The sequence below is a fragment of the Microcoleus sp. Pol12A5 genome (assembly GCF_036701435.1).
GTDB lineage: Bacteria > Cyanobacteriota > Cyanobacteriia > Cyanobacteriales > Microcoleaceae > Microcoleus.
Genome location: NZ_JAUBQU010000013.1, coordinates 18,951 through 30,518, shown reverse-complemented (window position 1 = coordinate 30,518; position 11,568 = coordinate 18,951). Strand labels below are relative to the sequence as shown.

General features: G+C 46.8%; 13 protein-coding genes. 8 read left to right on the top strand and 5 right to left on the bottom strand.

Annotated features, from left to right (window positions below):
- Nucleotides 1–23: 23 nt before the first annotated feature.
- The gene (locus QUA45_RS05750) at nt 24–158 is read right to left on the bottom strand and encodes a hypothetical protein (protein WP_333219891.1); all 135 of its coding nucleotides are present in this window, start codon (nt 156–158) and stop codon (nt 24–26) included.
- Nucleotides 159–274: 116 nt separating this feature from the next.
- On the opposite strand from QUA45_RS05750, the gene QUA45_RS05745 reads away from it, so the two are divergent.
- On the top strand, nt 275–1,303 hold the full coding sequence (locus QUA45_RS05745) for a hypothetical protein (protein ID WP_333073773.1): 1,029 nt from the start codon (nt 275–277) through the stop codon (nt 1,301–1,303).
- Between the two features lie 60 nt (nt 1,304–1,363).
- Here the strand turns inward: QUA45_RS05745 and QUA45_RS05740 are convergent, their stop codons facing one another.
- From QUA45_RS05740 to QUA45_RS05730, 3 genes are all read right to left on the bottom strand, one after another.
- Nucleotides 1,364–1,612 carry a transporter suffix domain-containing protein gene (locus tag QUA45_RS05740; RefSeq protein WP_333100051.1) on the bottom strand — a complete coding sequence of 83 codons (249 nt, stop codon included), beginning with the start codon at nt 1,610–1,612 and terminating at the stop codon, nt 1,364–1,366.
- A gap of 195 nt (nt 1,613–1,807) precedes the next feature.
- Nucleotides 1,808–2,626 carry a carbohydrate ABC transporter permease gene (locus QUA45_RS05735; protein ID WP_333100052.1) on the bottom strand — a complete coding sequence of 273 codons (819 nt, stop codon included), beginning with the start codon at nt 2,624–2,626 and terminating at the stop codon, nt 1,808–1,810.
- A gap of 235 nt (nt 2,627–2,861) precedes the next feature.
- The gene (locus tag QUA45_RS05730; protein ID WP_333067170.1) at nt 2,862–3,059 is read right to left on the bottom strand and encodes a hypothetical protein; all 198 of its coding nucleotides are present in this window, start codon (nt 3,057–3,059) and stop codon (nt 2,862–2,864) included.
- A 64-nt stretch (nt 3,060–3,123) separates the two neighbouring features.
- Here QUA45_RS05730 and QUA45_RS05725 point away from each other — a divergent pair, with 64 nt between their 5' ends.
- The 7 genes from QUA45_RS05725 (at nt 3,124) to rdgB (ending at nt 10,848) form a co-directional block, all read left to right on the top strand.
- Complete coding sequence (locus tag QUA45_RS05725) at nt 3,124–3,816, top strand: aldehyde oxygenase (deformylating) (RefSeq protein WP_333100053.1); 693 nt, start codon at nt 3,124–3,126, stop codon at nt 3,814–3,816.
- A 170-nt stretch (nt 3,817–3,986) separates the two neighbouring features.
- Nucleotides 3,987–5,009 carry a long-chain acyl-[acyl-carrier-protein] reductase gene (locus QUA45_RS05720; protein WP_333035377.1) on the top strand — a complete coding sequence of 341 codons (1,023 nt, stop codon included), beginning with the start codon at nt 3,987–3,989 and terminating at the stop codon, nt 5,007–5,009.
- A gap of 551 nt (nt 5,010–5,560) precedes the next feature.
- On the top strand, nt 5,561–6,541 hold the full coding sequence (accA, locus tag QUA45_RS05715) for an acetyl-CoA carboxylase carboxyl transferase subunit alpha (RefSeq protein ID WP_333073767.1): 981 nt from the start codon (nt 5,561–5,563) through the stop codon (nt 6,539–6,541).
- 242 nt (nt 6,542–6,783) lie between these two features.
- On the top strand, nt 6,784–7,509 hold the full coding sequence (locus QUA45_RS05710; protein WP_333100054.1) for an SDR family oxidoreductase: 726 nt from the start codon (nt 6,784–6,786) through the stop codon (nt 7,507–7,509).
- A 103-nt stretch (nt 7,510–7,612) separates the two neighbouring features.
- The gene (gene folE, locus QUA45_RS05705; protein WP_333100055.1) at nt 7,613–8,347 is read left to right on the top strand and encodes a GTP cyclohydrolase I FolE; all 735 of its coding nucleotides are present in this window, start codon (nt 7,613–7,615) and stop codon (nt 8,345–8,347) included.
- A 274-nt stretch (nt 8,348–8,621) separates the two neighbouring features.
- Nucleotides 8,622–10,046 carry a phosphoglucomutase/phosphomannomutase family protein gene (locus QUA45_RS05700; RefSeq protein ID WP_333219889.1) on the top strand — a complete coding sequence of 475 codons (1,425 nt, stop codon included), beginning with the start codon at nt 8,622–8,624 and terminating at the stop codon, nt 10,044–10,046.
- A 214-nt stretch (nt 10,047–10,260) separates the two neighbouring features.
- The gene (gene rdgB, locus QUA45_RS05695) at nt 10,261–10,848 is read left to right on the top strand and encodes an RdgB/HAM1 family non-canonical purine NTP pyrophosphatase (RefSeq protein WP_333219888.1); all 588 of its coding nucleotides are present in this window, start codon (nt 10,261–10,263) and stop codon (nt 10,846–10,848) included.
- Nucleotides 10,849–11,009: 161 nt separating this feature from the next.
- Here the strand turns inward: rdgB and QUA45_RS05690 are convergent, their stop codons facing one another.
- Nucleotides 11,010–11,348: a P-II family nitrogen regulator gene (locus QUA45_RS05690; RefSeq protein WP_006633346.1), complete on the bottom strand. Its 339-nt coding sequence runs from the start codon at nt 11,346–11,348 to the stop codon at nt 11,010–11,012.
- Between the last annotated feature and the right edge of the window lie 220 nt (nt 11,349–11,568).

Here is an 11,568-nt window from a genome sequence, read left to right as displayed (position 1 = left end):
CTATCCCCTTAGTGGCTGTTTCTTCACAATACCCGACTATCTGTGCCATCGACTTTTTGATTGTTGCGACGCTGTGGGGCTACTCTCGGAGAAGACTTTTTGTGCAGGTAGCGATCGCCCGATCGCACCCCATCGTGCAATAATGATATGACTTGCACAAAAACTCTATTAGTAGGTAAATTTTGCCTACCTTACCGCTACATATAGCGTCTCAACTGTCAACCCGTGCAAGTTACCAATTAAACCGGCTGTTGCACTACACAAATTTTTCCTAATGGCTGAAGTCCCCCTAAATCCCGCAGAACTTGCAGAAGCCCTCAACGGCTTTACCGATATCAATTTCCAATTGCCAGACCCCGAAGACGAACAAATACCAGACTTTGATTTTGACAATCAGGTTGACAATGCCTGGAAAGTGTGCGATCGCTTCGACTTGCAAACCGACATTTGGCGGGGACGAATCCTCCGAACAGTTAGAGACAGAGAAAAAAAAGGTGGCGAAGGACGCGGAACAGGCTTTTTAAACTGGCTAAAAGAAAGAGAAATTGGCAAAAGTCAAGCCTATTCTTTGATAGAATTAGCTAATAGTGCCGATACTCTGATCCAGCAAGGAGATTTAGACCCCAATTCCATTAGAAACTTCAGCAAAAGAGCCTTTGTAGAAACCGCCAAAGCATCTCCCGAAGTTCAGCAAATGGTAACAGATGCCGCAGCAAGTGGCGATCGCATCACCCGCCGCGAAGTCAAACAACTCTCCGACGAATGGATGGCAATGAACTCAGATTTATTGCCAGAAGAAGTCAAAGAAAAAGCATCTACCGGTTCTCTACCTTCCCGCTACCTCGCTCCTTTAGTCAAAGAAATGGAGAAACTCTCCCCCTCTCACCAAAGCGAAATTCAAAAAGAAGTAGCAGAAAATCCCGACGTAGATACTGTCAAACAGCTAACTTCCGACGCCAAAAACTTATCAAAATATCTCGACGCAGCCGCCCAAGTGCAAGCTCTCAATCAGTCTCACTTAGACATGGAAATGGCCTTAGAAGAATCTTTGCGAGTAGGCTGTTTGGGAACTACAGCCGACGTTGTAAAACAAGCCGCACAGCTAGAACAAACAGTAGTCAAACTCTACACGATTTGGAAGCGTTTAGGCAGTTTAGCTGATAGATTATACGTGGATACAGGAGCAAGTACACCAAATTTACGCTTGCTTTTGGGATGCTTGGACAGTCTTTCGGGAGAAAAGATTGAAGTGGATTTTGGAGACGGAGAACGCTCTATTCGCTTGCAAATTTTCAGCGAATAGCTCAACCTTCACCGCAGATAAACGCCCACATCCAGGGTGAATATCTGCGTCGAACCCTGTTCATCTGCGGTTGAAATTTCGGATTTTTTTCCAAAAATAGCGGGGATGCAAATAACGCCGATATTTGGTAACTACTTCTTTCCCCAACAGCATTACGCTAATCCAAAAACAAACCTCTGCCCCAACAGCTAGAACGACAGATAAAGTAGTTTTTTGGGGAATGTCCAGTGGCAGGAAGGGCACAACAAACAAGATTGCCAGCCAGGGCAGAAAAGATATGACAAATAAAAATAAACCGAGCTTTTGCATAGATTCAAATAATACTTTGATATCTGCTTTATCTATTAGTCCGCTGGGAGTTGATTTTGTTTTTATACTAGCGAGTGGAGTCGCCGAGTGACTACAAACTCAAATCTTGTACCAATGTCAGCAAAAGGCATCTTGGCTGTTGCTGACATTGGTACGAGATGTGACTAGAAACTTAATCGCCAATCTCTCTCCACCTCAATTCTTAATCCCCGTCTCCGCAATCCCCCGAATAAACTGCCGTTGACCGGCCAAAAACAGCAATACCACCGGCACTGTTCCAATTACCACTGCTGCCATCAACAACTGCCAACTGCTAGTAAACTGTTCCTGAAACTCAGCCAGAACCAACTGCACAGTCCGCAACTCCGGCCGCGTCGTAAATACCAGCGGCTTAAACAAATCGTTCCACTCCCCGATAAACGTAAACAAAAACAGCGTCACCAAAGCAGGGCGGGCCAAAGGTAACATCACCTGCCACAACACTTGCCATCGGTTAGCCCCATCCAGCATTGCAGCCTCCTCCAACTCCACCGGAACCGTCATAAAATACTGGCGCAGCAGAAAAATCCCAAAACCGTTAGCCGCCGTCGGCAAAATCAGCGCCCCGTAAGTATTCAGCAGATGACCCCACTTCAAAACCAAGAAAATCGGAATCACCAAAAGCTGAAACGGAATAGCCAGTGTCGCCAAAACCCCTAAAACTAGGGCCTGTCGGCCGCGAAACTTCAGCCTGGCCAAAGCATAACCAGCCAAAGCAGAAGTCACAACCTGAAAACCCGTCACTGCGATCGCCACTACAGTAGAATTAAGGAATGCCAACAAAAAATTGCCCCGCCGCCAAGCCTCCTGATAGTTCGCAAAAGTCAGGCCTGTGGTCTTGACACCGACACCAGATGGTGATACAGAAACTAAAAATACAGCAGCCAGTGGCAGCAGCACCAGCGCAGCCCCCGCCAGCAACAAAATAAAACTCAGTAGTTCCAGCGCTTGAGATCTGTCAAAGGATTTACCCATAAAATTGTGAATTAACCTAAAATAATAAGCCTGTGACGTTATCCCACCCGATCGCCTCCCAAAGGCTTCCCATACAACAACATAATATGTCCTAGAGGGAAAGAAGGAGTACCTAGGGAGGAAGTTGTGATTAGGATATAATGTTAGAGATAGAGTTGGTACTGTAAAACCCTTCAAGGTGGAGACATAGACCGTATTTCTATCATCTATTTCCGGGCAAAAGATCGACTAACGACTAATTCAAGTAATTAGTAAATAGATAGCATTCTAGCGATAGTCTTTCTGGAGTGTTCGACGGCAAAAGTCCGGCAAACACGCTGAGGACGCCAGTTTTTCCCGGAACGTCAAAGAAAAGTTCTTTGTCGAAAGAATCCTCAGCTATAATCTGTGATTTAGATGGGGTGCGTTCAAAATAGGTAAAGTGTACTGTCACTGACCCCCAATTTTAAAGGGGTTTCCAAACATCCCACAAGCTTATATGAGGAGACTACATATCTATGCCCCAGCTTGAGGCCAGCCCAACAATTGACTTTCAAACCGAAACTTACAAAGATGCTTACAGCCGCATCAACGCCATTGTGATTGAAGGCGAACAAGAAGCTCACGACAATTACCTGACACTGGCCGAACTGTTGGCTGACAAAAAAGCAGAGTTAATTGGCTTGTCCAAGATGGAGAACCGCCACATGAAAGGCTTCCAAGCTTGTGGCCGGAATCTTAAAGTCACGCCCGACATGGCATTTGCCAAGCAGTTCTTTTCGGAACTGCACAAAAACTTCCAGACGGCCGCGGCCCAAGGTCAGATTGTAACTTGCTTGTTGATTCAATCGCTAATTATCGAGTGTTTTGCGATCGCAGCTTACAACATCTACATCCCCGTCGCCGATGACTTTGCCCGCAAAATCACCGAAGGCGTCGTCAAAGAAGAATATAGCCACCTCAACTTTGGGGAAGTCTGGCTGCAAGCTCACTTTGAGGAATCCAAAGCCGAACTAGAAGCCGCCAACCGGGAAAACCTGCCCATCATCTGGAGACTGCTAAACTCTGTCGCAGACGATGCCCGCGTTTTGGGAATGGAAAAAGACGCTTTAATCGAAGACTTTATGATTGCCTACGGCGAAGCCCTAGGCAACATAGGCTTTAACAACCGCGATATTATGCGGATGTCAGCACAAGGCCTCGCAGCCTAGTTAATTGGGAAATAAGGAATGGGAAAAAAATTAAAAATTAAAAGTTAAAAAGGGGATAACTCATTTTAAAAAATAAATTTTTAATCTTCCCATCTTCCATCTTTCATCTTCCATCTTTCATCTTCCATCTTCCATCTTCCATTTTCAATCTTCCTTCATTTGACAACTTAATGTTTGGTCTAATCGGTCACTTAACCAGCTTAGAACACGCCCAATCAGTAGCTAACGAGCTGGGCTATCCAGAATATGCCGATCAAGGTCTCGATTTTTGGTGCAGCGCACCGCCCCAAATAGTTGATCAGATCACGGTAACAAGCATCACTGGACAAAAAATAGAAGGCCGCTATGTGGAGTCCTGTTTTCTGCCAGAAATGCTAGCCACTCGCCGGATTAAAGCAGCCACTCGCAAAATCCTTAATGCGATGGCACACGCTCAAAAAAACGGGATTAACATCACTGCTTTAGGCGGCTTTTCTTCGATCATTTTTGAGACTTTCAACTTGCAGCAAATTAAGCAAATTCGCAATCTCAAGTTGGAGTTTGAACGCTTCACTACCGGTAACACTCACACGGCTTACATCCTCTGCCGCCAAGTAGAAGAAGCAGCCCCAAAATTGGGAATTGAACTTTCAAAAGCCACTGTAGCCGTTTGCGGTGCTACGGGGGATATTGGCAGTGCGGTGTGTCGCTGGCTCAATGTTAAAACAAATGTAGCAGAATTGTTGCTGATTGCCCGCGACAAAGAACGATTGCAAGATTTGCAATCAGAATTGGGGCGAGGCAAAATCATGGACTTGGAAGAAGCCCTGCCCCAAGCCGATATTGTAGTCTGGGTAGCCAGTATGCCCAAGGGAGTAGAAATTGACCCTAAGACATTGAAGCAACCCTGTTTATTGATTGACGGCGGCTATCCAAAAAATCTGGCAACTCAGGTTCAGCATCCAGAAATTTACGTACTCAATGGCGGCATTGTAGAGCATTCCCTCGATATTGAGTGGAAAATTATGAAGATTGTCAATATGGATGTACCGGGCAGACAGTTGTTTGCCTGTTTTGCTGAATCAATGCTGCTGGAATTTGAAAAAATGTATACCAACTTTTCTTGGGGACGAAATCAAATTACTGTGGAAAAGATGGAGCAAATCGGTCATATTTCTGTCAAGCACGGTTTCAGGCCTTTAATGTCATTTTGATGTGATGTGTTGTAGTTATTGGTTATTGAGGAAAGTTTTTCTGATAATAACCAGTAACTTTTTTGATAAGGTTAAGCGTTAACAGTCAACTATTAACATTATCTCCCAGAGCACGAGCATAATAAAAGTAGTTTGTAGTTCAGAACAAGCGGATGTGATTGGTCGCAAGAGTTTGTGTTTAATTATTCGGATATTTGATAGTTGGCGACAAAATGTAATATAGACAGGGCTGTTAAAGCTTCCGAAGAGGTGAGTTCGATCGCGCTGGTGTCGCTTTTGGACTTGGGAACTGTTCAGCAGGGTTAGGTCTTTTGTGGCGGTGGGGAACCCAGGGACGCTGGGAAATAGAGGCGTAAAAATCAGAAGCAAGCAAAAATAGTGTAGCAAAAAACGAGGCTCAAGTCTCTGGTTTTCAACAAGCTTAGTATGCCAAGCATAATTCAAAATTCAAAACTTCCCAATTTCCCCTCTTTTTCAGCATCCCCTGACAGGGTAGGATCTGGAAATAGTCGATCGACAAAACCTGACAAAACCTTATAGAAATTATCCGCGTGCCAAACCCAGACCGTAAACCCTTACTGTTAGATTTTGAAAAGCCTCTGGCCGAACTCGAAACCCGAATTCACCAGATTCGCGAACTCGCCGAAGAAAACAGCGTCGATGTCACCGACGAAATTCGCAAACTCGAAGCTCGCTCGGCCCAACTGCGACAAGAAATCTTCAGCAGCTTGTCCCCCATGCAGCGGCTGCAACTCGCCCGTCACCCGCGCCGCCCCAGCACGCTCGATTACATTCAGGCAATTAGCGACGAGTGGATAGAGCTTCACGGCGATCGGCGCGGCGGAGACGACCCGGCCCTCGTCGGCGGAATTGCCCGCATAGATGGGCGTCCCACAGTCATTATCGGCCATCAAAAAGGGCGCGACACTAAAGACAATATCGCCCGCAACTTCGGTATGGCTGCTCCCGGCGGCTACCGCAAAGCCCTGCGGTTGATGGAACACGCCGATCGCTTCGGAATGCCGATTTTCACCTTTATCGACACTCCGGGAGCTTGGGCGGGCTTAGAAGCAGAACAGCTCGGACAGGGAGAGGCGATCGCCTGCAACCTCCGAGAAATGTTTCGCCTCGACGTTCCCATTATTTGCACCGTCATCGGCGAAGGCGGTTCCGGTGGCGCATTGGGTATCGGTGTCGGCGAGCGGCTGTTGATGCTGGAACATTCCGTCTACACCGTCGCCACCCCCGAAGCTTGTGCAGCCATTCTCTGGAAAGACTCTGGTAAAGCTAACTTGGCTGCAGAAGCCCTGAAAATCACTTCCTGGGATTTGAAAAACCTCGGCATTCTCGATCAAATAGTACCAGAGCCGATCGGCGGCGCTCACTCGAATCCCCTCAAAGCTGCGTCCATACTCAAACAAGCTTTGTTAGAAAACTTAGCAGAACTAACACAGCTTACGGCTCAGCAGCGACGCGAACTCCGGTATCAAAAGTTTCGCCACATCGGTGTATTCACTGAAATTTCTGCTTGAGCCGATCGATTCAGAGTTATCAGTTATGAGTTAAAAATTCTTAACTTTAAACTCATAACTCACAGCTCATTATTCTGCCGCTCAGTCAGCAGTGTTATAATTTCTCAGGTGACACCGGCTTAACAGTTCTTAATGTTGATCTCATAATTAACTGCGATCACCCGCAGCCGACAGCTTTCTAATTTGCCGAAGAAGGCTGCAACGCTTGAGGGATTTGCCGAGCCAAAGTATTAGGACACTTAATGAACCATCCAACAACAAAGCAGGCTCTGATAACCGGAGCCAGCAGCGGTATTGGCAAAGCGACGGCTCTAGCATTCGCCGCCGAGGGCATAAATCTGGCCTTAGTTAGCCGAGAGTCGGAAAAGTTAGAAGCCGTTGCCGCAGCAGCCCGAAAAGTCGGAGTGAAAGCAGAAGCTTATCCCTTAGACTTGGCAAAAATTGAGCAAGTGCAAAGCAGCATCAGCGCGATCGCATCTCAATTGGGTTCCGTAGATATCCTCGTCAACAGCGCTGGCATGGGCTACACCGGCTCTTTGACGGAAACGCCCCTAGCCGAGTGGCAGAGCGTTCTAGACCTCAATCTAACTAGCGTTTGGCAGTGCATTCTAGGAGTTTTGCCCTCCATGCGCGATCGCGGATCGGGAATCATCATCAACGTTTCCTCGATCGCCGGCAGCCAAACCTTCCCCAACTGGGGAGCTTACTGCGTCAGCAAATTCGGTCTCATGGCTTTGTCTAAAACCTTAGCCGCCGAAGAACGGACTCACGGAATTCGCGTCACAGCAATCTGTCCGGGTTCTGTCAATACTCCCATGTGGGACACAAATACCGTGGACGCCAACTTCGATCGCAGTGCCATGTTAACCCCAGAAATCGTCGCCCAATCAATTCTGCACGCAGTTCAGTTGCCAGCAAGTGCAGTAATTGAAGAAATCACCCTCATGTCCAACGCAGGAGTTTTGTGAACTTGAGATTTTAGACTGCTGGATTTTTCTCGAATTCAACAATCTTTAAATCTCTAGCTATATCCCCAAATCCAAAATCGATTCACCCTCACACCAACTTCTTATGACAATTTCATCAAACACCAGTTCCAATGGATCGAACTCAATCTCGACTGACAGCATGACACTTTCAGAAACTGCAGACAACAACACCCCGCGCATCCCCACTAGACCCGATCGCAATTCCTCGAACGGTCAAGAATCCAGCGTGCCCAAACCCTCCGAAGTAGGCCAAGAAGAAATGATGGAGGCCGTTCGCACAATGCTGCTGGGAGTAGGAGAAGACCCCGAACGTGAAGGATTGCTCAAAACCCCAAAACGGGTAGCAGAAGCAATGCGGTTTCTCACCAGCGGTTACAGTCAATCCCTCGAAGAACTCCTCAACGGCGCTATCTTTGACGAAGGCCACAACGAAATGGTACTGGTACGAGACATCAGCGTATTCAGTATGTGCGAACACCATATGCTGCCGTTTATGGGCCGAGTTCACATTGCTTACATTCCTAACCAAAAAGTAGTGGGATTAAGCAAATTAGCCCGAATTTCCGAGATGTACAGTCGCCGGTTGCAGGTGCAAGAACGTTTGACGCGCCAAATTGCCGAAGCAGTTCAGACAATATTGGAACCGAAGGGAGTGGCCGTAGTAATGGAAGCCAGCCATATGTGCATGACGATGCGGGGTGTGCAAAAACCTGGTGCTTGGACGGTTACGAGTGCAATGTTGGGCGTGTTCCAAGAAGAACAGAAAACTCGCGAAGAATTCCTGAATTTGATCCGCCACCAACCAGCATTCTTTTAGTCAATTGACACTTGACAGTTGGCAGTTGGCAGTTGGCAGTTAATAGTAATTAGTAGGTTGGCTTGAGGGACGAACCCTCCGTTTCACTCCGCCCAACCTAATCTATCAAGCAAGGCTAATGACAGCCAACAGTCAGCAGTCAACAGTCCATAGCCAGAGTAAAGGCTGTGGCAGCAATTCCATAATCCAAAATCTAAAGTCTAAAATCTAAAATCAGATGACGATCGACTGATAAACCCATAAAATAGACGGGTGACTCATGACTTGTGACTAAATGAATCCCATTAAATTCGGTACAGATGGCTGGCGCGGCATCATTGCTGACGATTTTACATTCGATCGCGTAGCGTTAGTCGCTCCCTTAGCGGCACAAGTTCTCGCACCAACCGGCGGCAGCGATGGCAGCAGCGGTACCGTAATTGTCGGTCACGACCGCCGATTTCTGGCTGAAGAATTTGCCAAAACAGCGGCTGTGGCCATCCAAAACGCAGGATTTGACGTGCTGCTTAGCGAATCCTACGCCCCCACTCCAGCTTTCAGTTTAGCTGCCAAACAATTAAATGCTTTGGGTGCGATCGTCCTGACAGCCAGCCACAATCCCGGTCCATATTTAGGGTTAAAAGTCAAGGGAGGATTTGGCGGTTCAGTTTCGCCCGAAGTTACTCAACAGATAGAAGCAAAACTAGACAATCCGGCGGCACTTTCAGCAACTCCCGGCAAATTGGAGAATTTCAATCCTTGGCCGGCTTACTGCAAAACCTTGCGGGAAATGGTAGATATTGAGGCGATTAAAGAAGCGATCGCCAGCGGCAAAATTACAGTATTTGTAGATGTAATGCACGGTGCCGCCGCCGGAGGATTAGCTCAAATTTTAGAAGAAACAGTACATGAAATCAACAGCGATCGAGATCCGCTGTTCGGCAGCGGTGCACCGGAACCTTTGCCGCGCTACCTGTCGCAGTTATTTCGGGTGATGCGTACTCATCAGCGAAAAAGTTCTGGTTTGTCGATCGGCTTTGTATTTGACGGAGATAGCGATCGAATTGCAGCCGTTGACTCTAGCGGCAACTTTCTCAGTTCACAAATCCTAGTTCCCATACTAATCGAACATTTAGCAAAACGGCGCGGCTTGACGGGGGAAGTCATCAAAACAGTCAGCGGTTCAGACATCATTCCCAAAATTGCCAAGCTGTACGACTTGCCTTTATTTGAAACGCCGATCGGTTACAAGTATATAGCCGATCGAATGTTAACCACCCAAGTCTTAGTCGGCGGCGAAGAATCCGGAGGAATTGGCTACGGTACGCACATTCCCGAACGAGATGCTTTACTTTCAGCGCTGTACTTATTAGAAGCAGTTGTCAAATCCGGGGAAGACTTAAGCGAAATTTACAGCCGACTGCAACAAGAAACAAGCTTTACTTCAGCTTATGACAGAATCGACTTGCACTTAGCTAACATGGAAGAAAGGTCGCGTTTGCTGTCGCTGCTGCAAAATCAACCCTTAACAGAAATCGCCGGCAAAGCAGTTGTAGATTGCAACAAAGTTGACGGATATAAATTCCGTTTAGCCGACGGAAGTTGGCTGTTAATTCGGTTTAGCGGAACCGAACCAGTGTTGCGGCTGTATTCAGAAGCGGCGACATTGAAAGAAGTTATGCAAAACTTAAACTGGGCGAAAAAGTGGGCGCATAATTAATCATAGTTTTGAACCGCAGATAAACGCAGATAAAAATAGCTCAAATACTATCAGCGTTAATCAGTGTTCGTCCGCCGATATCTGCGGTCAAAAAATCCCATTATTTCCCAGCCTCCAAGTAACCGACTCCCAAGCAACCAGAAACAATATAACTTATTTGCGATCGTGCGACGTTTTTTTTGTTAATATCAAGCAGTAAGTTTTAATTGAAATAATGACCGATCGCAAATTGCTAGTTGTAGCTACGGGCAATCCGGGTAAACTCAAGGAAATGCAAGTTTATCTTCAAGATTTGGGATGGGAATTGGAGATCAAACCGGAAGAGTTGGAAATTGAGGAAACAGGCGAAACTTTTATTGCTAATGCTTGCTTGAAGGCGTCTGAAGTGGCAAAAGCAACGGGCAAATGGTCGATTGCCGATGATTCTGGTTTAATGGTAGATGCACTCGACGGTCAACCTGGGATTTACTCCGCGCGCTACGGGAAAACCGATGCTGACAGGATATCTCGACTTCTCAAAGAATTGGGTAGCCAACAAAACCGGGAAGCACAATTTGTTTGCGCGATCGCGATCGCCCGTCCCGAGGGTACAATTGCCTTGCAAGTAGAAGGAATTTGTCGGGGCGAAATTCTCCACACCCCTCGCGGTACCGGAGGTTTCGGATACGATCCCATTTTCTACGTACCCGCACAGCAACAAACTTTTGCAGAAATGACACCCGATATCAAGCGATCGCACTCTCACCGCGGTCGAGCCTTCCATGCTCTATTACCACAAATAGCGAACCTTGTCTACCCATAATGAGGAAAAAAGCCAAAACAGGGGGTAACTGTGGCATTGGATATTGAGAGTTAGGTATCAGAATTAAACAGGAAAGAGGTTTTTCCTTAGCAATGACCAGTTACCAAAGACCAATTACCAAAGACCAATTACCAATACCCAATGCCCAATGCCCCAGTATCTTAGATTGCCTCCAAGTTCTTTTCCCCAGTCCGAATCCGAATAATTTGTTCTACAGGAGAGATGAAAATCTTGCCGTCGCCAATCTCGCCCGTGCGGGAAGCCGCGATAATTTTATCAACCACCATGTCAACCTGATCGTTTTCCACAACAATCTCGACCTTGAGCTTTTGCAAGAACTCAACGGTGTACTCAGAACCGCGATAGCGTTCTGTCATGCCCTTCTGACGGCCAAAACCTCTAACTTCAGAAACAGTCATCCCCACAATACCAGCATTGACGAGTGCGATTTTCACTTCGTCTAGTTTAAAGGGGCGAATAATAGCTTCAACCTTTTTCAAGTTTTTCACTCCTAACAGTTAGTACCTTCGTTATATTACTTAATCGGCGTGACATCTTTTAATACCACTGCCAACAGCAAGTATTTTGTCAAGTATATTACCCTATCTTGTACTCGCGATGAAATGCACGCCAACCTTTAACAATCTTCTCGGATTTTCCGGGCGCGCGGGTTCTCGGCTCCGGCCGATCGCGGTACAGTTAAGAAGACTGCAGCCGTCC